The organism is Nocardia abscessus, assembly GCF_015477775.1.
GTDB lineage: Bacteria > Actinomycetota > Actinomycetes > Mycobacteriales > Mycobacteriaceae > Nocardia > Nocardia abscessus_A.
This window is the reverse complement of record NZ_JADLQO010000007.1, coordinates 131,527-154,985: the sequence shown is the minus strand read 5'-3', so window position 1 is coordinate 154,985 and position 23,459 is coordinate 131,527. Positions and strand designations below refer to the sequence as shown.

23 protein-coding genes are annotated in these 23,459 nt (G+C 68.9%); 6 read left to right on the top strand and 17 right to left on the bottom strand.

Going from position 1 to position 23,459, the window contains the following annotated elements; translation table 11 throughout:
* Positions 1-756 (bottom strand): siderophore-interacting protein, encoded by a 756-nt coding sequence (locus IU450_RS19750; RefSeq protein WP_195151234.1) that lies wholly within the window; start codon positions 754-756, stop codon positions 1-3.
* A 110-nt stretch (positions 757-866) separates the two neighbouring features.
* Here IU450_RS19750 and IU450_RS19745 point away from each other — a divergent pair, with 110 nt between their 5' ends.
* The gene (locus tag IU450_RS19745) at positions 867-1,694 is read left to right on the top strand and encodes an NADPH-dependent oxidoreductase (protein ID WP_195151233.1); all 828 of its coding nucleotides are present in this window, start codon (positions 867-869) and stop codon (positions 1,692-1,694) included.
* Between the two features lie 8 nt (positions 1,695-1,702).
* Here IU450_RS19745 and IU450_RS19740 read toward each other — a convergent pair whose 3' ends face one another.
* Both IU450_RS19740 and IU450_RS19735 read right to left on the bottom strand, forming a co-directional pair.
* Positions 1,703-2,695, bottom strand: a complete 993-nt coding sequence (locus IU450_RS19740) for an LLM class flavin-dependent oxidoreductase (protein ID WP_195151232.1) — start codon at positions 2,693-2,695, stop codon at positions 1,703-1,705.
* A gap of 68 nt (positions 2,696-2,763) precedes the next feature.
* Positions 2,764-3,951: a serine hydrolase domain-containing protein gene (locus IU450_RS19735; protein WP_228834823.1), complete on the bottom strand. Its 1,188-nt coding sequence runs from the start codon at positions 3,949-3,951 to the stop codon at positions 2,764-2,766.
* A 225-nt stretch (positions 3,952-4,176) separates the two neighbouring features.
* Here IU450_RS19735 and IU450_RS19730 point away from each other — a divergent pair, with 225 nt between their 5' ends.
* A complete protein-coding gene (locus tag IU450_RS19730; protein ID WP_195151231.1) occupies positions 4,177-5,610 on the top strand; it encodes an amino acid permease in 1,434 nt (477 codons plus the stop codon).
* Between the two features lie 13 nt (positions 5,611-5,623).
* Here the strand turns inward: IU450_RS19730 and IU450_RS39780 are convergent, their stop codons facing one another.
* The 7 genes from IU450_RS39780 to IU450_RS19695 form a co-directional block, all read right to left on the bottom strand.
* On the bottom strand, positions 5,624-5,989 hold the full coding sequence (locus tag IU450_RS39780; protein WP_324197736.1) for a DUF4345 family protein: 366 nt from the start codon (positions 5,987-5,989) through the stop codon (positions 5,624-5,626).
* A gap of 163 nt (positions 5,990-6,152) precedes the next feature.
* Positions 6,153-7,562, bottom strand: a complete 1,410-nt coding sequence (locus tag IU450_RS19720) for an MDR family MFS transporter (protein ID WP_195151229.1) — start codon at positions 7,560-7,562, stop codon at positions 6,153-6,155.
* Between the two features lie 187 nt (positions 7,563-7,749).
* Positions 7,750-8,151 carry a DUF779 domain-containing protein gene (locus IU450_RS19715; protein ID WP_195151228.1) on the bottom strand — a complete coding sequence of 134 codons (402 nt, stop codon included), beginning with the start codon at positions 8,149-8,151 and terminating at the stop codon, positions 7,750-7,752.
* The gene (locus tag IU450_RS19710) at positions 8,151-9,668 is read right to left on the bottom strand and encodes an aldehyde dehydrogenase family protein (RefSeq protein ID WP_195151227.1); all 1,518 of its coding nucleotides are present in this window, start codon (positions 9,666-9,668) and stop codon (positions 8,151-8,153) included. Before IU450_RS19710 ends, IU450_RS19715 begins: the two co-directional genes overlap by 1 nt.
* A 141-nt stretch (positions 9,669-9,809) precedes the next feature.
* Positions 9,810-11,012 carry a transcriptional regulator gene (locus IU450_RS19705; protein ID WP_195151226.1) on the bottom strand — a complete coding sequence of 401 codons (1,203 nt, stop codon included), beginning with the start codon at positions 11,010-11,012 and terminating at the stop codon, positions 9,810-9,812.
* Positions 11,013-11,262: 250 nt separating this feature from the next.
* A complete protein-coding gene (locus tag IU450_RS19700; protein WP_195151225.1) occupies positions 11,263-11,817 on the bottom strand; it encodes a hypothetical protein in 555 nt (184 codons plus the stop codon).
* Between the two features lie 590 nt (positions 11,818-12,407).
* Positions 12,408-12,812, bottom strand: coding sequence for a hypothetical protein (locus IU450_RS19695; protein WP_195151224.1), 405 nt, complete (start codon positions 12,810-12,812; stop codon positions 12,408-12,410).
* 126 nt (positions 12,813-12,938) lie between these two features.
* Here IU450_RS19695 and IU450_RS19690 point away from each other — a divergent pair, with 126 nt between their 5' ends.
* Both IU450_RS19690 and IU450_RS19685 read left to right on the top strand, forming a co-directional pair.
* Positions 12,939-13,451: a mycothiol transferase gene (locus tag IU450_RS19690; protein WP_195151223.1), complete on the top strand. Its 513-nt coding sequence runs from the start codon at positions 12,939-12,941 to the stop codon at positions 13,449-13,451.
* Between the two features lie 90 nt (positions 13,452-13,541).
* On the top strand, positions 13,542-14,819 hold the full coding sequence (locus IU450_RS19685) for a metallophosphoesterase (protein ID WP_195151222.1): 1,278 nt from the start codon (positions 13,542-13,544) through the stop codon (positions 14,817-14,819).
* A 65-nt stretch (positions 14,820-14,884) separates the two neighbouring features.
* Here the strand turns inward: IU450_RS19685 and IU450_RS19680 are convergent, their stop codons facing one another.
* Positions 14,885-16,312 carry an AIM24 family protein gene (locus tag IU450_RS19680; RefSeq protein WP_324197735.1) on the bottom strand — a complete coding sequence of 476 codons (1,428 nt, stop codon included), beginning with the start codon at positions 16,310-16,312 and terminating at the stop codon, positions 14,885-14,887.
* A 202-nt stretch (positions 16,313-16,514) separates the two neighbouring features.
* The gene (locus IU450_RS19675; protein WP_043704450.1) at positions 16,515-16,811 is read right to left on the bottom strand and encodes a hypothetical protein; all 297 of its coding nucleotides are present in this window, start codon (positions 16,809-16,811) and stop codon (positions 16,515-16,517) included.
* 411 nt (positions 16,812-17,222) lie between these two features.
* Here IU450_RS19675 and IU450_RS19670 point away from each other — a divergent pair, with 411 nt between their 5' ends.
* A complete protein-coding gene (locus tag IU450_RS19670; RefSeq protein ID WP_195151220.1) occupies positions 17,223-17,423 on the top strand; it encodes a hypothetical protein in 201 nt (66 codons plus the stop codon).
* Between the two features lie 110 nt (positions 17,424-17,533).
* Here IU450_RS19670 and IU450_RS19665 read toward each other — a convergent pair whose 3' ends face one another.
* From IU450_RS19665 to IU450_RS19655, 3 genes are all read right to left on the bottom strand, one after another.
* Positions 17,534-18,238 carry a DUF6081 family protein gene (locus IU450_RS19665; RefSeq protein WP_195151219.1) on the bottom strand — a complete coding sequence of 235 codons (705 nt, stop codon included), beginning with the start codon at positions 18,236-18,238 and terminating at the stop codon, positions 17,534-17,536.
* 8 nt (positions 18,239-18,246) lie between these two features.
* Positions 18,247-19,176 (bottom strand): SAM-dependent methyltransferase, encoded by a 930-nt coding sequence (locus IU450_RS19660; RefSeq protein ID WP_195151218.1) that lies wholly within the window; start codon positions 19,174-19,176, stop codon positions 18,247-18,249.
* A 176-nt stretch (positions 19,177-19,352) separates the two neighbouring features.
* Positions 19,353-19,958: a hypothetical protein gene (locus IU450_RS19655; protein ID WP_195151217.1), complete on the bottom strand. Its 606-nt coding sequence runs from the start codon at positions 19,956-19,958 to the stop codon at positions 19,353-19,355.
* Between the two features lie 229 nt (positions 19,959-20,187).
* Between IU450_RS19655 and IU450_RS19650 the strand changes: the two genes are divergently transcribed.
* Positions 20,188-21,084, top strand: a complete 897-nt coding sequence (locus IU450_RS19650; protein WP_195151216.1) for a helix-turn-helix domain-containing protein — start codon at positions 20,188-20,190, stop codon at positions 21,082-21,084.
* Between the two features lie 539 nt (positions 21,085-21,623).
* Here IU450_RS19650 and IU450_RS19645 read toward each other — a convergent pair.
* Positions 21,624-22,634, bottom strand: a complete 1,011-nt coding sequence (locus tag IU450_RS19645) for a zinc-binding dehydrogenase (RefSeq protein WP_195151215.1) — start codon at positions 22,632-22,634, stop codon at positions 21,624-21,626.
* Positions 22,635-22,704: 70 nt separating this feature from the next.
* Positions 22,705-23,454, bottom strand: a complete 750-nt coding sequence (locus tag IU450_RS19640; RefSeq protein ID WP_195151214.1) for an LGFP repeat-containing protein — start codon at positions 23,452-23,454, stop codon at positions 22,705-22,707.
* Positions 23,455-23,459: the final 5 nt, after the last annotated feature.

Below are 23,459 nucleotides of genomic sequence, written 5' to 3'. Positions count from 1 at the left end.
TCAGCCGTCGGCTTCCTCGGTCGCCCGCAGTTCGGCCTTCCATTCCCGGAAGCCTTCCTCGGTGCGGCCGCGACGCCAGTACCCGGAGATCGATGCCGCCCACTCGGCCGGGACACCGCGATCCTTGCGGACATAGCGGCGCAGATCCTGCATGACCGACTTGGCTTCACCGTGGATGAACACCTGGACCTGGCCGGGCGCCCACGGTGCCGCGCGGACGGTTTCGGCGAGTAATTCACCCGGGGCCCGGATCCCACGGTGCAGCCAGGTCAGCTCGATGCCGTCCGGCTGCTTCACGGGCAGCTCGTCGTCCGGACCGGCGATTTCGACGAATGCGAGGCCGGTCGCTTCGGCGGGCATCGCCTCGAGTGCCGCGGCGATGGCGGGCAGCGCCGCCTCGTCACCGGCCAGCAGATGCCAGTCGGCGTCCGGACGCGGAGCGTAGGCGCCGCCGGGACCGTACAGGTCGATGGTCGCGCCCGGCTGAACCTCGGCGGCCCATGGTCCCGCGATGCCCTCCGCGCCGTGGAAGACGAAATCCACCGCGATCTCCTCGGCGACCGGGTCCACCGATCGGACGGTGTATGTACGCAGGACCTCGTTCCCGTCCTGCGGGAAGATGAACTTCACATAGGAGTCGGTGAACTCGCTGGGCCGGAACGCGGCGAAGCCGGGGCCGCCGAGGTGCACCCGGATCAGGTGCGGGGTGAGCCATTCGGTGCGCTGCACCGTGAGGGTGGTGCGAGGACGTGCCAAGAGAACCTCCGATAAAGATAATTAGGATTGCCTTACTTACCCTACCTGCGTTCGGCTCGAGCTGCGGGCAACCGCTGACGGCGTGCCGCCCTGGCGAAAAGATGACCACCATGACGCAGTCCGTGCCCACACCGACCCACGCCGTGCAGCAGCGTTACCGCGACCCGCAACCGGTCGAACCTGCGCAGTGGAACCAAGTTTTGCAGGTGCTGCACGAGCACCGCTCGGTGCGCCGCTACCTGTCCGACCCGGTGCCCGACGCCACCCTGCGTCTGCTGATCTCCGCGGCGCAGTCCGCGCCGACCTCGTCGAATCTGCAGGTCTGGAGCGTCATCGCGGTCCGTGACCCGCAGCGCAAGGCGCGTCTGGCCGCGCTGGCGGGCGATCAGGCCCACATCGTGCAGGCGCCGGTGCTGCTGGTCTGGACGGCCGATTTCGCCCGCCTGCGCCAGCTCGCCGCCGACCGGAGCGCGCCGCTCGAGGGCGCGGACTACCTCGAGTCGAGCTACGTCGGATTCATCGACGCCGCGCTCGCGGCGCAGAACGCGGTCGTGGCGGCGGAATCGCTCGGGCTCGGCACCGTCTACATCGGTGCCCTGCGCAACAAGCCGGAAGAGGTCGCCGCCGAGCTCGGCCTGCCGCCGCAGGTGTTCGCCGTCTTCGGTTTGGTGGTCGGCCACCCCGACCCCGCCGAGGACGCCCGGGTGAAGCCGCGCCTGCCGCAGGAGGCCGTTTTGCACCGGGAGACCTACGACCTCGCCGCGCAGCGGGCGCACGTGGCCGAGTACGAGACCCGGATCGCGGAATTCTATGCCGAGCAACAGCTCTCGCATTCCTGGACCGAGCGTGTGTTGGCCAGGCTGGCCTCTGCGGCGGCGCTGGGCGGCAGGCACCGGCTGCGCGAGTCGCTGACCAACCACGGTTTCCGGCTGCACTGACCCGCGGCTCAGGCCGCGACCTTCTCGGTGAGCAGTTCGAACGACCGGACGCGGTCGTCGATGTCGTAGACCAACGTGTTGATCATCAGCTCGTCTGCTCGGGTGCGGCGCAGCAGGTCCGCGAGCTGCGCGCGCACCGTTTCCGGCGAGCCGAGCAACTGCCCGGCCCGGCGCTGCCGGATGAAGGCGCGCTCGTGCTCGGACGGGCGGAACGCGACCGCGTCCTCCGGCGTGGCCAGGGCCTGCGGCGTGCCGCGCACCAGGTTCAGGAAGGCCAGGTCACGCGGACCGGCGAGGACCTCGGCGCGCTCGTCGGTGTCGGCGCAGATCGCCGCGAGCGCCACCATCGCGTGCGGGCGCTCCAGGCGTTCGGAGGGCCGGAAGTGCTCGCGGTAGAGCGCAAGCGCGGGTTCGGTGTTGTCGGGGCTGATGTGATGCGCGAAGGCGAACGGCAGCCCGAGCACGGCGGCGACCTGGGCGCTGTAGCCGCTGGAACCCAGCAGCCAGATGTCCGGCTCCTCGCCGCGGCCCGGCGTCGCGGCGATGCCGCCGGGATCGGACCCGCGGAAGTAGCCGAGCAGTGCGGCCAGTTCCTGCGGGAACGACTCCGCCGACAGGCCGTCGGCGGTCCGCCGCAGCGCGCGGGCGGTCGCCTGGTCGGTGCCGGGCGCGCGTCCGATGCCCAGGTCGATCCGTCCGGGATGCAGCGCGTGCAGGGTGCCGAACTGCTCGGCGACCACGAGCGGTGCGTGGTTGGGCAGCATCACCCCGCCGGAGCCGACCCGGATGGTGGAGGTGGCGGCCGCCAGGTGGGCCAGCAGCACGCTCGGCGCCGAACTGGCGATGCCGGGCATGTTGTGGTGTTCGGCCACCCAGAAGCGGTGGTAGCCCAAAGCCTCGGTGCGCCTGGCCAATTCGGTGGTCGCCTCGAGCCCCTCGCCGACGGTGCGGCCGGACTGCACCGGCGCGAGATCCAGTACGGACAGCGGGACGTCGATCATGAAGCTCCTCCAGAGTGCCGATCTCCAGTCCCAACGCCCGGCGTCCCCGGTGTATTTCGCCGGCCGCCTCAACCGCGCGCGATCGCGCGGAACACCTCGATGATCTCCTGCTCGTCCTGGGTGGTCCCGTGGTCGCTGAGCTTGACGATGACGGTGCCGCTGGGCGGGTCCACGTAGACGTACTGGCCGTAGACGCCGACAGCGGTGAGATCGGCGCCGTCCCCACCGGTCGGGTGCCACCACTGCGCGCCATAGGGCCAATCGCCCACCCGGTGCGGGGCCGGGGTGCGGATGCGTTCGACCCATTCGGGCGGCACGATCTGCGCGTCGCCCACACGGCCGCCGTCCAGCACCAGCTGGCCGATCTTGGCGAAGTCACGGGCCGTCGCGTTCAGGCAGCAGAACCCCTTCTCCTGGCCGCCGGCGTGATCGAGATTCCACAGCGCGTCGTCCTCGGCGCCGATCGGGGCCCAGAGGTCGCGCTCCAACAGCTCACTCAGCGGCAAGCCCTCGACTCGTGCCAGCGCCATGCCCAGCAGTTGGGTGTCGACGCTGCGGTATTCACCCGCGCTGCCCGGCGGGAACCGCAGGCTATGGTGGTCCCGGACGAATCCGGCGAGATCCTCGGTGAGATACATCCGTGCGGTGCCGGTCAGCGGCATGTACTTGTTGTAGTTCTCCGAGACGTCGACACCGGAGGCCATGTCCAGCAGGTCGCGGATGGTGACGGTGTCGTACGCGCCGCCGGTGGTCAGCTCGGGCAGGATCTGCACCAGGCGGTCGTGTTCGCCGAGCTTTCCCGCGGCGATGGCTCGACCGGCCAGCAGTGACACGATGGACTTCACCACCGACCACGAGGACTGGCGGGTGGTGGCCGTGACGCCGTCGCGGTACCACTCGTGCGTGCGTGCCCCGCCGCGCAGGACCAGGAACGAATTGGTGTGCGTGGTGTCGAGGAAATCGGAGATCGAGAGGTACGAGCCCTTCCACGGCACCCGGTCGGGCAGCGGCCGCGGCGCGAGCGGCAGGGGACGCGGGGTGGGGGAGGCGGCCACCGTACGGCTCTGGAACAGCGCGCCCTGCGCGGAGGGCGGGTCGGTCATGAGTCGCAGCAGCGTCGGCGGCGACGGGATGTTCAGGACCGCCGTCGTCGCGAACGCCGCACCGACCAGGACGGCGACGATCGCGAGCAGGACAACGGTGGTGCGGATCGCATAGCGTGCTGCTCGCGAGCGCCCGGCGGGCATTTCGGTCATGACACATGCTTTCGGTAGGGACCCGATGATGGCATGCCAGAACGCCCATCCGACAGGTGCGGGTGACCTCGGTGCGTGGCCCGGGCACCACGCGTCGCACCGGGGCGGTAGCGTGACGAGCTGATCCAGGCCGGACGTGCGATGATCCGACGTCGCGTGTTCGGCGCACCGGCCGGCGACCGGCGTCCTCGCGTGTCGCCGCCCAGCGAGGGGAAGGACCGCAGTATGACAGCCTCCGACCGTCACCTTCAGGACGCCGGACCGTCGGCTCCGGCGGACAGCGGCGACTCGGAAGGCTATGCCCGGGGCCTGAGCCCGCGCACCATTCAGATGATCGCCATCGGCGGCGCGATCGGCACGGGCCTGTTCTATGGCGCGGGCGGCGCGATCGAGCAAGCGGGCCCCGGCCTCATCCTGGCTTACCTGGCGGCGGGCCTGGCCATCTTCGTGATCATGCGAGCGCTCGGCGAACTGCTGACCTACCGGCCGACCTCGGGCAGCTTCGCCGAGTACGCGCACGAATTCCTCGGTCGCTTCGCCGGTTTCGTCACCGGCTGGTCGTACTGGGCGGTGTGGGTGGCCACCTGCATGGCCGAGATCACCGTGGCGGGCAAGTACGTGCAGTACTGGTTCGACATCCCGGCGTGGATCACCGCGCTGGTCGTGCTCGCGGTGATGTTCGCCGCCAACCTGATCTCGGTGCGGCTGTTCGGTGAGGGCGAGTTCTGGTTCTCCGCCATCAAGGTGACCGCGATCATCGGCATGATCCTGCTCGGCATCGGCGTGCTGCTGATCGGATTCGGCCACGCGCCGAATCCCACCGTCACCAACCTGTGGGCCGACGGCGGCGTTTTCCCCAACGGCCTCGGTCAGTCGCTGCTGGTGCTGCAGATCGTGCTGTTCGCCTACGTTGGCGTGGAATTGGTCGGCGTCACCGCCGGGGAGGCGCGCGAGCCCCGCACGACCCTGCGCAAGGCGATCAACACGCTCCCGTTCCGGATCGGCCTGTTCTACGTCGGCGCGCTCGTGGTGATCATGTCCGTGTCCAGCTGGCGCAACTTCCACGCGGGCAAGAGCCCGTTCGTGGAGGTCTTCCAGCAGATCGGCATCCCCGGCGCGGCGGGCATCGTGAATTTCGTGCTGCTCACCGCGGCGCTGTCGTCGTGCAACTCGGGGATCTACTCGACCGGCCGGATGCTGCGCACCTTGTCGCTGCGCGGCGAGGCGCCCGCCCGGCTGACCCGGCTGAGCGCGAACGCGGTGCCCTGGGTCGGGATCACCGCGTCGGCGGCGGCGATGGTGATCGGCGTGGTCGTCAACATCATCTCCCCGGACAAGGCCTTCGCCTACATCACCTCGGTGTCGACCATCGGCATCATCTTCGTCTGGGGCGTCATCCTGGTCTGCCACCTGCTCTACCGCGCCAAGGTCGCCCGGGGTGAACTCCCCGCGAGCGACTACCGGCTGCCCGCCGCGCCGTACACGACCGTCCTCGCGCTGGCCTTCCTGGGCTTGGTGGTCGTGCTGCTGCTGTTCACCGACAGCGGGCGCACGGCGATCGTCGTCGGGTTGGTGTGGGCGGTGCTGGTGTCGGCCGGGTACTTCGCGCTGAACAAACTCGGCAGTCCCGGCACGGCGAATGATTCCGCCATCAGGTGACGGTCGGTTCCCGCTAGGCGGCGAGGAAGAGCGCGGTGGCGCCGACCGCCTCCACCACGCCGTAGAACCAGGTGGGATAGAAAGCCGTTCGCTCGTCGAGCACGGCGGACACCACCCGGCCGATCGCCATGCCCGCCAGCGCCGCGCCGACGGTGACCATGATTCCGCCGCGCAGGAATCCGAGGTCGGCGGCGGCCACCGCGAGTACGGCGGCCATCGCCACGCCGAAGCCGCCGTAGACGGCGCGCACTTCGTAGCGGGCGCTCGGTTCGGTGAGCTGGATGCCGAAGGGCCGGATCAGCGCGGCGGGCGCCGCGAGCGCGTACGCACCCATGCCCAGGAAGAACACGCCGACGATCCCGCATAGAGCCTGTGCCACTGCGACCTCCGAGTTCCGGTTCGGTTGAGAAGCCTCAGCTTGCGCTACTTCCGGTGCCGGACGCTTCCGAAAACCCGCTGCGTCCGGTCGTGTCGTCCGATCCACCGGCTCTCGCCCGACCCAGCTCATTCCGGGCCGCCACGAGCGCCGGCCGGACCGAGGGTCAGTCGGTCGCCGCCCGCCGCGGCATCATGGCCGCGGCGAGGACCATGACGACGGCCATCGCCGCGATCGCGACGAAGACCAGATGTATCGCCGAGGCCAGCGCCTCGGGCAGTGGGTGATCGGTGTGACCCACCCGCGCGTTCACGATCGCGCCGAACACCGCGACGCCCACCGCGCTCCCGATCGAGCGCGCGAACATGTTGGCGGAGGTGACCACGCCCCGCTCGGTCCATTCGGCGCTGGTCTGCGCCGCGATCAGGGTCGGAGTGGCGACCAAGCCCATGCCGATGCCGATCACGAAGCACGCCGCGGCGACCTGCCACAGCGCCGAGTGCTGCGTGATCAGCAGTGTGCTCACGGCGCCGATCGCGGCCAGACCGCTGCCGAGCAGGGCGGTCGCGCGAAAGCCGAAGCGCAGGTACACCTTTCCGGCCTGAGAGGCGGCCAGCGGCCAGCCCAGTGTGAGTGCGCCGACCGTCAGGCCCGCGACCAGCGCGCCGGTGCCGAGTACACCCTGGGTGAACGTCGGCACATAGGAGGTCGCTCCCAGCACGACGGCGCCGATCAGCACCGACACCAGACTGCTGGCGATCACCACCCGGCGGGTGAACACCCACAGCGGCAGGATCGGATTCCGCGCCCTGCGTTCGACCAGTCCGAACAGCACCAGCAGGACCGCGCCGCCCGCGAAGATCCCGATGCCGGCGGGCGAGGACCATGCCCACGCCTGGCCGCCCTCGAGCAGTCCGAGGATCAACGCGCCCGCTCCGACCGCCAGCAGAGCCGCACCCAGGTAGTCGACGCTCTGTCTGCGCCGCGGGGCGCTCTCGGCGAAGTTGCGCACCAGCATCCATCCGGCCAGCGCGCACAGCGGCAGGTTGATCAGGAAGATCCAGCGCCAGCTGACGTACTCGGCGAACAGGCCGCCCAGCAGCGGACCCGCCACACTCGACATGGCCCACACGCTGGCCAGATAGCCCTGCACCCTGGCACGCTCCGCCAGCGTGTACAGGTCGCCCGCGATGGTCATCGTCATCGGCTGGATCGCTCCGGCGCCGATTCCCTGCACGGCGCGGAAGACGATCAGCCCGAGCATGCTGGTCGCGACGCCGCACAGCAGCGAACCCAGCGCGAACATCGCGATGCCGAAGAGGATCACGGGTTTGCGGCCCACGGTGTCGGCGAGCTTGCCGTAGATCGGTACCGTCACCGCTTGCGCCAGCAGATAGATGGAGAACAACCAGGGGAACTGCGCGAAGCCGCCGAGACTGCCGGTGATGGTGAGCACCGCCGTGGCGATCACCGTCGAATCGAGGGCAACCAGCGCGGTCGCCAGCATCAGCGAGCCGAGCACGGCGCCGCGCTCGGATCGGAGCCCTACCGACGCCGTCACAGTCTCGGTCGCCACCGCGGCCCCTCTCGTTCGCTTGTCTAACCACCTCGAACGACCGTATCCGCTCCCCGACTATTCCCGCATGGAAATTTTTCGGCTCTGGTCCGGACCGGAGAGGGGCTGCTCACCGAGGCGGCGGTCGGTGAGCAGCCCCAGACGGCGCACCGGCGCTGCCGTATCCCGCAGCGGCCGGTGCGCCGGGTCAGTGGGGCAGATCCGCCCCGGTGCGCGGCGGCCGCGTCGCGAGGACGGCGAGCTCGTCGTCGGTGAGCAGCCGGGAGCGGATGAGGAAGCGCACGCCTTCGGGTGCTTCCAGGGAGAATCCGCCGCCTCGGCCGGGAACCACGTCGACGGTGAGGTGGGTGTGGCGCCAATAGTCGTACTGGTCGGCGCTCATCCAGAACGGGGTGTCCGCCGCCAGGTGCCCGAGCAGCACGTCCGACGCACCGACCCGGAATTCGCCGCGCGGGTAACACATCGGTGAGCTTCCGTCGCAGCAGCCGCCGGACTGGTGGAACATGACCGGGCCGTGCTGGGCGATCAGCCGGTGCAGCAGTGTCTCCGCCGCTCCGGTGAGCTCGACGCGATGGACCGGACCGCTCATCAGAAGAATCCGAGCTTGTCCGGCGAGTAGCTGACCAGCAGGTTCTTGGTCTGCTGGTAGTGGTCGAGCATCATCCGGTGGTTCTCGCGCCCGATGCCGGACTTCTTGTACCCGCCGAACGCCGCGTGCGCGGGGTAGGCGTGGTAGCAGTTGGTCCAGACCCGGCCCGCCTTGATCTGGCGGCCCAATCGGTAGGCGGCGTTGATGTCGCGGGTCCACACGCCGGCGCCGAGTCCGTAGAGGGTGTCGTTGGCGATCTTCAGCGCCTCGTCGATGGAGTCGAAGGTGGTCACCGACACGACCGGTCCGAAGATCTCCTCTTGGAAGATGCGCATGTCGTTGCGGCCGGAGAAGATCGTCGGCTCGACGTAGTAGCCGTCGGGGAACTCCTGCACCTTGCGCGGACCGCCGCCGGTGAGCACCTCGGCGCCTTCCTGGCGGCCGATGTCGATGTAGGACAGGATCTTCTCGTACTGGTCGTTGCTGGCCTGGGCGCCGATCATGGTGGCGTCGTCGAGCGGGTTACCGCTGCGGATGGCTTTGGTGCGTTCGATGCACCGGGCGATGAACTCGTCGTAGATCGAGGAGTGGATCAGCGCGCGGGACGGACAGGTGCACACCTCGCCCTGGTTGAGCGCGAACATCACGAAACCCTCCACGGCCTTGTCGAGGAAGGCGTCGTCGGCGGCCATGATGTCGGGCAGGAAGATGTTGGGGCTCTTGCCGCCCAGCTCGAGGGTGACCGGGATGATGTTCTCGCTGGCGTACTGCATGATCAGCCTGCCGGTGGTGGTCTCGCCGGTGAAGGCGACCTTGGCCACGCGCGGGCTGGCGGCCAGTGGCTTGCCCGCCTCGACGCCGAAACCGTTGACCACGTTCAGCACTCCGGGCGGCAGCAGATCGGCGATCAGTTCGACGACCTTCAGGATCGATGCCGGGGTCTGCTCGGCGGGCTTGAGCACCACCGCGTTTCCCGCCGCCAGCGCGGGCGCGAGTTTCCAGGTGGCCATCAGGATCGGGAAGTTCCAGGGGATGATCTGCCCGACGACGCCGAGGGGTTCGTGGAAGTGGTAGGCGATGGTGTCGGCGTCGATTTCGCTGATACCGCCCTCCTGGGCACGGACCGCGCCGGCGAAGTAGCGGAAGTGATCGACCGCCAGCGGCAGGTCGGCGGCCAGCGTTTCCCGGACCGGCTTGCCGTTTTCCCAGGTTTCGGCCACCGCGAGCGCCTCGAGGTTGTCCTCGATCCGGTCGGCGATCTTGTTCAGGATGTTCGCCCGCTCGGCCGCCGACGTGGCGCCCCACGCGTCGGCGGCCTGGTGCGCGGCGTCCAAGGCGAGTTCGATGTCGGCGGCCGACGAGCGCGCCACCTCGCAGAAGGTCTGTCCGTCCACCGGGGAGGGATTCTCGAAGTAGCGGCCCTCGACCGGGGCGGTCCACGCACCGCCGATGAAATTGTCGTAGCGCGTGGCGAATTCGACGACGCTGCCCTCGGCTCCCGGCTTCGCGTAGCTCATGGCGGGTAACTCCTCGCTGGTTGCGGACGTGATGCGCACGGCGGATCGACCGTGACGCGGGTCACTATGCCGGGCGAGGGTTGACGAAACGTTGAGGCGCGCGGCGGCCGCGGCGCGACCACCGAACGCGCGAAGGTGAATTCAGTCGCGCAGCGCGCCGTGCAGCCGGGCGGCTGCGAGCGCGCGACGAGCGTCGCCCGCCGGGAGCAGGCGAAGCGCGTGTTCGTGCACCTCGACGTCGTGCGGTGCGCGCTCGCCGTAGCGCAGAGCGTGTTCGACGTTTCCGCTGGTCAGTACCGCGGTGCGCACGCCGACCGCCAGATATTCGCGCCACTGTACGATCCCCGGCGTGTCCGAGCCGGGTAGCAGCGGCCCGCGATACAGCTCGACCGCCGTGGCGGTGTCGCCCGCCTCGAGCGCGGTGAGCACGTCCACGGCGTCGCAGGACAGTGGGCTCACCAGCTGATAGACCCGGCTGGTGATGTCGCCGCCGGTGGCGCGGCGCAGGTGGGACATCTCCGACTTGAGCGTGCTCGTGCCGACCGGCCGGTCGCCGTACACCGCGAAGTGCAGGCGTTCATGGGTGAAGCCCTCGGGCTCCAGCGCCAGCAGAGCCAGGATCTCCAGTTGCCTGGGGCGCAAGCGAACGGGTGCGCCGTCGCGGATCAGGCGGCCCGCGCCGAGACAGGTCAGCCGGACTCCTGGTGCGGCCATGCGATGGTGCAGCTTGGCTTCGATGGCGCTGACCAGGGTACGGGCGGTGGACATGGCCAGTGGGTGGGCGCGGTCCCAGGTGGTGGACAGGTCCAGCACGCCGAGTTGGCGACCGCCCGCGGCGCGGATCGGCGCGCAGTAGCAGACCCAGCCGTGCAGGGCGGCGACCAGATGTTCGGCCGAGAAGACGGTGTGCGGTCGTTCGGTGCGCAGCGCCAGCGACAGCGCGTTCGTGCCCATGTGCGCCTCGTCCCAGCGACCGCCCGGCGCGAAGTTCACCTGTTCGGCCCGGCGGCGCATCACCGGACCGCCGTGCGACCAGAGAATGGTCCCGGTCTCGTCGGTGATCGCCGCGACGTAGCCCGCGCCCTCGGTGATGTCGCGCAACTGGTCGGTCAGCTCGGATACCGGTGTGCGCAAGGGGGATTCGGCCCAGCGGGCGGACACGTCGGCTTCGGCGAGGGGCGCGTGGTCGCGCGCCGGATCGACGGTGCGCAGCGACCGAAGCCACGATTGCGCGACCTCACTGCGCAGCGTGGAGTCACCCTGTGGTGCTCCGGTGGGTATCCATCGGGACCACTCTTGCTCCAGTGCAGCGCGTTGCTGCGAGAGGGAACTGCGCTGTGCCATCTCGTGGATCCTGTGTCTTCGCTCCGATCGTCTCCGTGCCTCCCCATCATGCCCCAGCGCGCGGGCGGACAGTTCGTTTCGGCGTGCCGTCCACGGGGCTGGACGACTCGCGGTGGAGCCGACGGTCGGATCGCCGCGTCTCCCTCGGTCGAGTGCCGCGCCGAGCGTGCACGCGCCCAGGGAATCCCGGCGATGCGACCGGCGATCGGTGTGCGGTCGTCCATCGGCGGCCGCACACCGGACCGGCCGATTACGGCGTGGAGAACCCGATCAGCGCACCGATGCCCGCCCCGATCGGAATGGTGACCAGCGCGCCGACTCCGCCGAGGAAGAAGCCGATCACGGCGCCGATCCCCGCGCCGATGAGTGCGCCGATGCCCGCGTTGTACTGCTTGCGGGCCAGTGTCTCGTCCTCACCGACGAACTGGGTGAGGCGCTCGGACGCCGCGGGCGCGTTCACCGGCGTCACCGTGAGGGTGCGGCCCGCGTCGGTGATCGCGGGCGCCAGACCGTGCGTCGCGCCCGCGGCCTGGAAGGCCAGGGGCAGGGTCGCGATGACCTGTCCCGTGCCGCTGCGCAGCTCGACCGCCCTGGCGTCGGCGGTCAACGCGAAGGTGCCCGCGTCGAGTGTGGTGATCACCCCGGTGCCGTCGGCGGCGGGCGCCGAGGTGAACCCGATGCCCTGCTCGACTCCGTGCACGCTGACCTGCGCGGGCGCGGCGGGCTGGGCGTGCGCGACACCCGTCGCGATTCCGGTGGCTCCGACCGCGAGTAGGGCGGTGGCGGCGAATCTGTTGACTCTCATCGTATTTCCCCACATAGTCGTGTCGGCCACGAGTGCCGACGAATCCCCAAGATGCCGGTTCTCGGCCCCACCCATTCTGGCCGCAGGGCTTTCCCGAAGCAATCGTTCTGCGAATTTCACGGAAAATCGGTGGCGTCACCGCAAATCGGACGGATGCGAATTCTTCTCGGGCAACATCTGTTTCAACCGACGATAGGTCCAGGTTGCAGACTGTGTGCTGATTCGCTCAGGGGCACTGCTGAATTCGGTCTGATGAACAGACAAATACTCCGAAACGCCCTGGGTGTGAAATCGGAACGCGACGAGTTCGTCGGCCGAGTGCTGCGAAGGTGCTGGGGTTCACTGCGACTCGGATGGGTGAAGGGGGGAGATGTCCTCCGCTCACGGAGTGTCCCGGCGCGTGCGCGCAATTCGAGGCCGCCACGGTGTTGCGCAGCCGCGGTTGCCATGGGCTGTTCGGTGTCGCTGGGACTGTTTCGCTTCGGCGGCAGGTGACCTCCGGATCCGCGCTGTACGCCGAAGCGCACGCGATCGCCGTGTCCTGGCGCGGAGCCGGAGATCACCTGGCCGACCGTCCGGAGCGCTCGTCCTCAGAGCGCGCTTCCGGTGCCCGGCAGCATCCAGACGATGCCGGGCCAGATGCCGAACGGGCTGCCCCAGAATCCGTACGGATTGCCCCAGCCGCCGTAACCACCGTAGCCGCCCCAGCCGCCGTAACCACCCCAGCCGCCGTAACCGCCGTAGCCATGCCTGCCCCACCCGCCGTGGCGGTGCCAGCCACCGTGGATCTCCTCGGCCTGACTCGTCTGCGCGACGGCCGGCTGCTGCGCCATCGCGGGCGCCGCGACAGCGGCGACGGGTGTGAGTGCGAGCGCGGCGACCATCGCCACGCGGACAACGGCTCGCCGGGCGCGCCCGGTCTCGGGGTCGTGGATCATCGGTACTTCCTCACTTCGGTATGTCTTCGTCCGGTCGGTGACCGATTCGGAGGTCATCGACCCAATATCGCCATCACATATCGTACCGTTGAATAACGGCACGTTCAATGTGGTGCGATCGTGCGAGAATCCCGGCTGCCGTACCGACTCGTCGTCGGCGGCCGCCCTCGGTACCGTCGACTCATGGCTACCAGTGCCGATGTGCTGACCGACGCTTTCGAGCGGATCAAAGAAGTGGTGCACGAAGCCGTCGACGGATCGGCGGACGACGACCTCATGTACCGGGCCGATCCGGGCGCCAACTCGATCGCATGGCTGATCTGGCACCTGACCCGGGTGCAGGACGATCACCTCGCGGATGCGGCGGGTAGCGAACAGGTCTGGACCGCGCAGGGATGGTACGACCGGTTCGGCCTGCCCATCGACAAGTCGGCGACCGGCTACGGCGACGCCGCCGCCGACGTGGCGGTGATCCGTGCACCCGCCGAGTTGCTCACCGGCTACTTCGACGCGGTGCACGAGCAGACACTGCGTTTCCTCCGCACACTCGGCGACGGCGACCTGGACCGCGTCGTCGACACCCGCTGGGACCCGCCGGTCACGCTCGGGGTGCGACTGGTCAGCGTGATCTCCGACGATCTGCAGCACGCGGGTCAAGCCGCGTTCTTGCGCGGGGTGGTCGAGCGAACGAGATGACCGGCATCGGGAAGCCGGCATCGTGTGCGGTCCCCGCGCCGTGACGTAAGTTGATGCCGCGCATCCGCAATTTTCACAGAGAGTGCCGCCGTGGTTGAGACTGTTCTCGTCGGAATCGCCGTGCTCGTTCTCGTCGGGATCGTCGTCTTCGCGGTGGTGGGCGCCCACTGGTACGTATGGCGGCGACTCGTGCGAGACACGACCATCGCGGAGTCACGCGCGCGACGAATCGGCACCGCCGTCGTGGTGACGGGGCCGCTGCTGCTGCTGGGCGCGACGGTGGCCGAACTGCTGTCCGCTCCGTTCGCGGTGGTGCGGATCATCGCCTGGCCCGGCTATCTGTGGGGCGCGTTGTTCGTCTACCTGCTGCTGGCGTCGCTGGTCGGCGAACCGATCCGGTACCTGGCGCTGCGCCGGTTCGCTCGCGACCGCCCGGCGAGCGAACCCGCGGCGGCCACGGTCGCCCCCGAAACCGCTCCCGCGCCGAAACCGGCACCGCAGAACGATGATCTGGTCGAGGAGGCCGAATCCGCGAGCGCCGCACTGCCGCGCCGCGTCTTCGTATCCCGCGTGGTGGGCGGAGCCGCCGTCGCCGCCGCGGCGACCACGGTCGGCCTCGGCGCTTACGGGGTCCTGAACGGACCCACCGTCAAGCGCGTCACCGTGCCGTTGGCGAAGTTGCCGCGCGGGGCCGACGGCTTCCGGATCGCGGTGGTCAGCGACGTCCACCTGGGGCCGATCCTGGGGCGCGGTTTCGCCGAACGGGTCGTGCGGACGGTCAACGACACCCAGCCCGACCTCATCGCGGTGGTCGGCGACCTGGTGGACGGCAGCGTCGAGCACCTCCGCTCGGCTGTGGAGCCGCTGGCCGGGCTGCGCGCGCGGCACGGCGCGTTCTTCGTGACCGGCAACCACGAGTACTTCTCCGGCGCCGAGCAGTGGGTCGAGCATGTCCAGGAGCTCGGCATGCACCTGCTCGCGAATTCCCGTACCGAGCTGCCCGGATTCGACCTGGCGGGCGTGAACGACGTACAGGGTGAACGAACCGGGCAGGGCCCGGACTTCGGCAAGGCGCTCGGCGACCGCGACCGGTCCCGCACCGCCGTGCTGCTGGCGCACCAGCCGGTTCTGATCGATGACGCGGTGGCGCACGGCGTGGATCTCCAGCTGTCCGGCCACACCCACGGCGGCCAGATCTGGCCCGGCAATTACCTTGCGGGCTTGGCGAACCCGACCGTCGCCGGGTTGGAGCGGTACGGCGACACCCAGCTGTACGTGTCCAGGGGAGCCGGGGCGTGGGGTCCACCGGTGCGAGTGGGCGCACCGTCGGACATCACCGTCGTGGAGCTCGCATCGCTCCAGGCTTGATCCGCGGCCGCCCGGCCCGGCGCCTCCTCGCGCGGGTGTGCCGGGCGATGCCGCGAATCCGGCCGTCAGCCGAACAGCCCGCCCAGCACACCGCCGCTCTGGCCTGCTTCCTGTCCACCGCCGGTGCCCCCGAGGAAACCGCCCGGCGGCAGCTCCGACGGCTGCACGATGACGAATCCGCGTCCGGAGAACGACAGCGTCATCCCTTCGCCGGTGCTGCGGCCCATCAGCCGGCCCAGGCCGAAGGAATCGTTGCGTTTGATGCCGGTTTGCAGGCTCGATGACCAGGCCACCGCCGCTTGCGGGTCGGCGTAGGTCGGCTGGTCGACATCGAGCACCACCGGCGTGCCGTGCGTGGTGATGGCGATGCGGCCGCGGCCGGTGAAGACGCAGTTGAACAAGCCGGCGTTGCTGGCGAATCCGGCGGCGCCCTGCACCATCCGGATGTCGTAGCGCAGCGAGGAATCGAAGGCGAGCACGTTGGCGCCGTTGATGGTGAGGCCGTCGGTGCCGTCCAGGTCGATGGTGTGCACGTCGGCGGCGCCGTTGGCGACGAACAGGTCGCCACGCCCGGACACCTTCATCAGCGGAACGCCTTCACCGGTCAGCCGCTGCTGGATGGCCCGGCCGATCCCGCCCGCACCGAGCGCCTGGAACTGCAGATCGCCCTGGTAGGCGACCATCGATCCGGCACGGGCCATAACCTCGCCGTTCACGGCCACCTTGATCATCTTGCCGCCCTGCTTCTGGATGCCCGCGCCGGTGACTTCGGCGTGGCTGGGGGCGAACAGTTCGCTCTGCATCGGCAGCGCTCCTTGCTGAGGTGAGGGCATCGGTGGTGGCGGCGCCGCGGCGGCCGGTGCGGAGTAGGCCGGTTGCGGTGGATAGGCGGGCGGTGGCGTGGGCTGGAACGCCGGCGGCGGAGCAGGGTGATATGCCGGGGGCGGCGCAGGTCGATGCGCCGACGGGGGAGCCTGCGCGGGCGACGGAGCCGGTTCGTCATCGATGTTCACGCCGAAAGCCGTTGCGATACCGGCCAATCCATTGTCGTAACCCTGACCGACCGCGCGCACCTTCCAGCCACCGCCGCGGCGGTAGATCTCCACGCACACCACGGCGGTCTCGGTGCTGAGCCCGGTCATCGGGAAGGTCAGCGTGCCGGAGGGGGACGCGATGCTCGCGCGCAGCGAGCCCGCGGCCGCGAAGGTGGGCGGACCGTTGCCGTCCAGGCTCGCCGTGACGACGACGCGGTCCACGTCGCCGGGCAGCGCGCCGGTCTGGATGTCCACCACGTCACCGGCGCCCCGGCCGTGCCGATAGGTGACGCCCGGCGCGACCGGCTGGTTGAAGAACACGAAATCGGCGTCGGAGCGCACCCGCCCCGCTGAGTTCAGCAGCAGCGCCGAGACGTCGACCGGAGCCGAGCAGGTGACGGTCACCGTCAGCCGGTCGCCGGGCGCGGGGCGGTTCTCACCGCGAGCGAGGTCGGTCACGGCAGGCCGTCCGATCCGCGGTGGCGCCGTCGGGTTGACATGCGATTCACGGGCTCCAGTGTGTCGTGCGTCCGGAACGCGCGCCACAGGCATCCCCAAGCCATACGCCCACCAGGCATTTTGCGGTTCGCACCGCCTGTGCGCCGATCCCCTGATACGACGAAAGCCCGGCCGTATCGGCCGGGCTTCCGCTGCGCGGGGGTCAGAGGACTTCGGCGTACATGGTGCCGTCGAGGATGCCGAATTCGACCTGCCCGGGAAACAAGGGCAGGGCGCCGGTGGCGTGCTGGGTGTGGTTGAGCGCGATGGTCTCGGTGGCCCATCGGTGCAACGGCTCGGGTAGACGCAGGACCCGGTGGTCGGTGCAGCGGACGTACGGGTAGGTGAGCTCGCCGGGCCGGGCGAGCGGGTTGTGGATGTCGAGGGTCGCGATGTCCAGGACCAGTCCGGTGTGCTTGGCGGAGGCGACGGTCGGTGGCTGCAGTTCGATGTCGTCCATGACCGAAGACGGTAGCTCGAAGGATGCCCGATGCGGGTGATTCCGTGCGAATGTCCGTGAGATTTCATCGGAGGTGGGGGACGGCGAGGTTCATCGAATCGGGTGAACCCCACCGCTACCACCAGCGATCGCGGCCGGCTTGGGCATACCGGGGCCGCGCTGGATGTCCCGGAGCCACCGGGACTGCGCCGAGCCTAAGCGACGCTGAAGGTTCGCGGTGGCGTTTCCCGGAAATCGGCGGGGGTTGTCGCCCGGCTCGGATCGGGTGGCGACCCGCCGGTAACCGACGCCGGAATGTCCGGTTGGCCGTACTGCGGCTTACTATGCGTGCGACGTGAAAGAAGCTGTGCGCGTTGAGTATCCGGCACGGCTGTGGTGCTGTTCGATTTTTCCTTCAGGAGGGTGAAAGACGTGCTCTATGTAGTCATCGCGGCCATTGTCGTCACGTTGTTGGCCGTGTCGGCCGCGGCGATGGTGTGGGATCCGCGCCGTCGTGCCGAGTTGGACGAGTACGAGTACGACTACGAGCACGGCACCGGCGAGGACATGGCCGCGTCGGACGAGTACGCGCGCCAGCGCGGTGTCGAATGGCCGCGCAAGCAGAGCGTCTGATCTGCGCGAACGGCCGCCCGACGGGCGGCGGCGAATCCGGTGCCCAGCCGAATGCGGCTGGGCACCACGCATTTTCCAGCACTTCCGCCGTGGGCGGCGGGCCCGGTCAGTCAGTCCACGGTGAAATCACGCCATGCCGCGTGCAGGCCCTGCCCGCGCAGCGAGGTGCTGCGTCCGTCTCGGATCGGATGCAAGGTGATGATGCCGAAACCGATCTGCACCGTCTCCGGCAGCTGCGGCGCATGGGCGCGGTACACCGGGACGTCGTCGACGTACCAGCTCGCGGTGCCGGCCGCCCGGTCCAGGGTGACGGTGTAGCGGTGGAACTCGCCGGGCTTGATGTCGACTCCCGCCAGCGGGGCGTGCACCACGTGGGAGAAGGCCTCCTCCGCGGGGACGACGCCCGGCACGAGCAGCCGTTCGTGGATCGCGTACGCGTGCTTGCCGGTCGCGATCAGATCGAAGACCTGGGCGCTGCTCATATCGAGGACGTTGAACGCGGCGAACCCGTCGCGGTAGTCCTCACCGGTGGCGCCGATGTTCTCCGCGGCCATCTCCACGGCGAAAGTCCGTGGTCCGCCGGTGAGGTCGAACGTCTCGGTCGACACCAGCAGATGCTTCGGGTTGTCCAGGATCTGCACGTCGGCATGGGAGCGGGTGAAGGCGTCGATCTGGACCGACACGGTGCCCTCGCCGATTTCGGTGCGGGCGGCGGGGTCCGCGTAGCGCCAGGACCGGCCTTCGCCGAGGGGGACCTCCAGGAAGCGCCACCGGTCTTCGTTCAGATCCGGTCCGTTCAGGTCGTCGTAGGGCATTGTGGCAATTACCTCTCAGCCGAGTCGTGCTCGGCGGAATCCGATAGGTCGTGCTGGTGCGACCGGCGGCGCAGGCTGGTCACGACGCCGTTCGACGATCCCGACTTGTAGCCGACCCCGCCGAGCAGCAGACGTTCCTCGGTCAGCCGCGGACGTAACGCGGGGCCCATCGGCCACCAGTCGTCGAGCTCGACCAGCCCGGGCTCGATCAGGTCCAGATCGCCGAAATACGACGCGATCTGCTCGCGGGTGCGGTACCAGCCGGAACCCAAACCCATTTCGGTGAACCGCCGCTGTAGCTCGACGGCCATCTCGTGCGCCTCGCCGCCATCGGCCGGATCGTAGAAATGCGTGATCGCGACATACGATCCGACGGGCAGCGCATTGATGTATTGACGCATGATCCCGGCGGGATCGAGAGCGTCGTCGACGTGATGCAGGATGCCGCACAGGATCAGCGCCAACGGGCGGGTGAGATCGAGGTGCGGGGTGACCTCGGAGTGCGACAGCAGCGTGTCCGGCTCGGTCAGGTCCGCGGGCACGAAATGCGTGTACGCGTTGCGCTCGAGCAGTACGCGACCGTGGATGTTGCAGACCGGGTCGTTGTCGACGTACACCACGCGCGCTTCGGGATTCTGCTGTTGCGCGATCTCGTGGGTGTTGCCGACGGTCGGCAGGCCCGCGCCGATGTCGAGGAACTGATCGATGCCCGCGGTAGCGGCCAGGTATCGCACCACGCGGTGCAGCCAACGGCGATTCATGCGGGCGACGTCGCTCTGCCGCGGCGCGACTTCGGCGACTTTGTCGCGTACGTAGCGGTCGACCTCGTAGTTGTCCTTGCCGCCGAGGGTGGCGTCGTAGACGCGGGCGATACTCGCGCGGGTCGTGTCCACGCCGACCGGCGCGCGGACACCCGTCCGGGGGGCGGGATCGGACATGGAGACCTCTTTCTAGTTCCGTCGCCTGGCTCATCAGCCTAGAGTCCGCCGAATCGCCGGGCAATCCGTGCGGATGCCTTCGGCCAGTGCAGTTTTCGTGATCCGGGCTGCGGTCTCGTGACCCGCGGCCGGGCATCGAAACCGGTCGGTATGGATCGGTGATCGCGCGTGGTGACTCAGGACGCGGCGGGCCGGTGCAAGACATGTCCGGGCAACCAACCGCCCTGGACGTGCGTCACCCGCCACCAGTCGATGTGCACCTCCACCGCCTCGATCGGCGTCGACAAGAACGGTTCGATCCGCGGCTCCTTTCGTAACAGGGTGCGGAAGGTCTCCTCCCGCTCGTCGGTTTGCGTTCGCACCACGGCGGTGCCCAGCCCCTGTGCGAACGGGTTGAGGAAACCGTCGGGGACGACCTTGACCCCGATGCTCGGATTGGCTCGCAGGCCGTCCAGCGTCCGCCCGCCGGACTCGAGCACGAGCGTCAAGCGGAACGGATCTCCGCCCAGTTCGGCGAAGAACGCGTTCGAGCACCAGTTCACGCCGTCTTTCGACGTCGCGAGGTCGATGCTGGTGAAGCCGAGGACGCCGGTCAGCTTGTCGCGGATATCCTGATCGGTGATCTGCACGTCGTTCGATGTCATATCGCGCTCCGTGGTGGGGGACGGGTGCTGTGTTCTGCGGCCGACGCCGCCGAGGGTTCTGCGGCCGACGCCGCCGAGGATGAGACATTCGTCGACCCCACTGTCGACGCCATGGCGCTCGTCATCCGGCGTGGCCATTGTCGGGGGCGACTTTACGCACCCCCGCCCCGCCGCGCGCGAGATTGTGGACATGATATTGCGTTGTCACTCTTGCCAATCCATGCGTGCGCACGGAAGCTCCGGCACGCGCCCGCGTAGGGCCGGTTGTCCGGGTTCGTCCGAGTAGGATCTGCAGCCGACGTTCAGAGAGCTGTGATGGTGGAGGCACTACGCCCCGCGGCTAACCCCCGATCGGCCGGAGGCACGCATGAGCAACGACGACGACAGCGGCGATCCCGCGGATTTCCCTGCGGCAGAACGTGGTCCGACCGTTCTGCGGATCGCGCTCGGCAGCCGGTTGCGTCAGCTGCGCGAGGGATGCGGGATCACCAGGGAGGCCGCGGGCGACGCGATCCGCGGATCGCACGCCAAGATCAGTCGCCTGGAGCTGGGCCGCACCGGGTTCAAGGAACGTGATCTGCGCGACCTGCTCAGCCTCTACGGCGTTGTCGACCCCGCTGAACGCGAAACGTACTTCGAGCTGGCTCGCCGGGCCAACGACCCGGGCTGGTGGCAGCACTACAGCGATCTGCTCCCCGCGTGGTTCGAGACCTACATCGGCCTCGAGCAGGCAGCCACCACCATCCGCACCTATGAGGCCCAATTCGTTCCGGGTCTGCTGCAGACCGCCGATTACGCGCGCGCGGTGATCCAGCTCGGCAACTCCGACGAGACCGAACGCCGCGTCGCCATTCGCATGCGCCGCCAGGAGATCCTCAACCGAGTGGCCGCCCCGACGCTGTGGGCGGTCATCGACGAGAACGCGCTGCGCAGGCCGGTCGGCGGCATGGAGGTCCTGCGCGAGCAGGTCGAGCACCTGCTCGCGATGGCAGACCGTCCCAGCATCCGGATCCAGGTGCTGCCCTACTCCGCGGGCGGGCACTCGGCTGCGGGTGGTCCGTTCAGCATTCTTCGTTTCCCGGAGCCCGAGCTGGCCGACATCGTGTACACCGAGCAGCTCACCAGCTCGCTGTATTTCGACAAGCAGCGCGATGTCGAGCTGTACATGTCGGTCATGAACCGGCTCAGCGTGGAAGCGCTGTCGCCAGTCGACAGTGTGCGCTTCCTGTGGGATCTGCTCACCGGCATGCGATCGGGCGACTAGGACGCGCCAGTCGTCGGTCCGGCGTGCGGCCACGCCGTGCGGAGAGTTTGCCGATCGGGCCGGTAGTCGCTGGAATGCGGCGTCCAGCGCGTGTTCGCGAGGGCCGTCGGAAAACCGGGCGGTCGGCTCTATCTTGCTGCGCCGGACCGAATGTCGAAGGCTCTGAACGCAATCCTCGAGTTGGGGCTCGAAAGGCGTTGGTGGCAAGGGTAAGTCGTCGAGAAGTGGTCGTCGGTAGGTAACAGTTCGGTATCTCGACTACACGTCTGATGCTCATTTGTTATCAATCAGAATGCGTTCACCTCGAAATTCGAGGTTTTCGAGATCGGCGGCGCGCATGCACATGCACGCGCGCCTGTATGTACCGATGGACGATCACCGATGCGACGCGGCCGCCGGGATATGGCAGTATCCCTGTCGAGGTCGGGGTCTGAGGATCGGCTCGGGCACTGGCTGGTTCGGCCGCGGCGGCCCCAACGAGAGTTGGGGTCGCCGGCGGAGCCGTTACGAACCGCCCCGATGTCCGGATTGCCGAGAATTCACGGCGTCAGCACGATGCGGATCGGATCGCCTTCTTTGTTCTCCAACGCGTGCACCGCTCGCTCCGCTTCGGCAAGCGGGAGGACGGCACTCACCGACTTGGTGAAATCGAGGCGATGGGCGCGGCGCAGTCGCACCAGTTCGAGCACGTGATCCGGTTCGGAGCCGTAATGTCCGCGCAGCTGCTGCTGCCGGAAGCTGAAGATGGTGCCGTTCGTGATCGTGATCGGCTTGTCGGTCAGCCCGACCAGCACCAGGCGTCCTTCGTCGGCGAGGCAGCCGACCGCTTGTTCGCGCACGGGCGCCGCGCCCGCGAAGTCGAACGCGACATCGAGTCCGGCGCCTTCGGTCGCGGCGTACACCTTCTCGGGCAGGTCCGCGTCGGACGGATCGAGGGCGAGATCCGCACCGAATTCGAGCGCGCGCTGCCTAGCGGCGGGCAGCGGGTCGACGGCGATGATCGGCGCGGCGCCGATCAGCCGGAGCAACTGGACCCCGTGCGCGCCGAGGCCGCCCACACCCCACACGCCCGCCGACTCGGCGGCCCGGACCTGGCCGGTGCGCGTGATGGCGGCCCACGGCGTCGAGACCGCGTCGGGAATGAAACAGGCCTGTTCGAACGGAAGGTCGTCCGGGATGGGCACCACGGTCTCCACTGCCGCGAGCGCGTATTGCGCCCAGCCGCCGTCGTAGTCCACGCCGCGGGTGTAGGTCTTGCCCTCGCGGATCTCGCCCGCCTGCAACAACACCCGGTCACCCGGCTGGTGACCGCTGACCTCGGGCCCCAGGGTGTGCACCGTGCCCGCGACCTCATGGCCGAGGGTGACCGCATCGCCGGTCAGATACATCGGCGACAGCACGCCCTCGATGAGGTGGACATCCGACAGGCAGACACCGGCAGCCGCGACCTCGATCAGCACCTGGCCCGGTCCCGGAGTCGGTACCGGTACGTCCTCCAGGCGGAATCGCTGCCCGTCGGCGGCACGCGGATACAGTCGTCCAGCAAGCATGTCCTCGACTCCTCAGCAGACCGATCGGTTGACGTACGTGCTGCGCGAATCCTCCGGCGACCGGAATCCGCTAGGGCGTCCAGGTGATGCGGCCGCCTTCGAAATCCTGGGCTTTGCCGTTCTCGAAGTCGTATTCGTCGCTGGTCGGATAGCCGTAGCGGCCGGCTTCGCCGCCTGCGGCTTCCCAGGACTGGCGGATGGCTCCCCAGATGACGTGCGGGCCGGTGCGCGCGGACCAGTAGATGGCGCCGCCGCCGAAGAGGTTGTAGCGGCCGCTGCCCGCGCGCGCGGGGGATTCGTCGGTGATGGGGAACCCCAGCGGGCTGCTCTCCCAGCCGTAGGAGCCCCACTTGTCGCGGATCACGCCGCTGATCTGATGCGCCGCCGTGCCGAGGGACCAGTAGACGGAGCCGTTCTGGAAGACGCTGTAGCTCCCGGGTTTCGACGGTGTCGCCGCTTCCCGGGCCACGGGGTAGCCGAGCGCTCCGCCCTCGAAGCCCAGAGTGCCCCATTTGTCGCGGATCGCGCCGCCGACCTGATGGGCTCCGGTGTCGGGGTGGAAGTAGATGGAGGAGCCGCGCTCGAACGCTTGGTAACGGCCGCCGCGAGCGGCGGGCGACTCGGGCGTGACCGGGTCGCCGAAGAACGCCGGTCCGCCGGCCTGATCGTATTCGACCTCGATCGCTCCGCCGACGTCGTAGGGGCCGATCGGGCGTGCGGCCGCATCGGGGCCGATGCCGGTGAACAGGATGCCGAGCGCGGCCGCGACGGCGAAAGCGCCGCGGGTGCGCGAGCGGTGCGGGCGACGGTGCCGTGCCAAAGTGA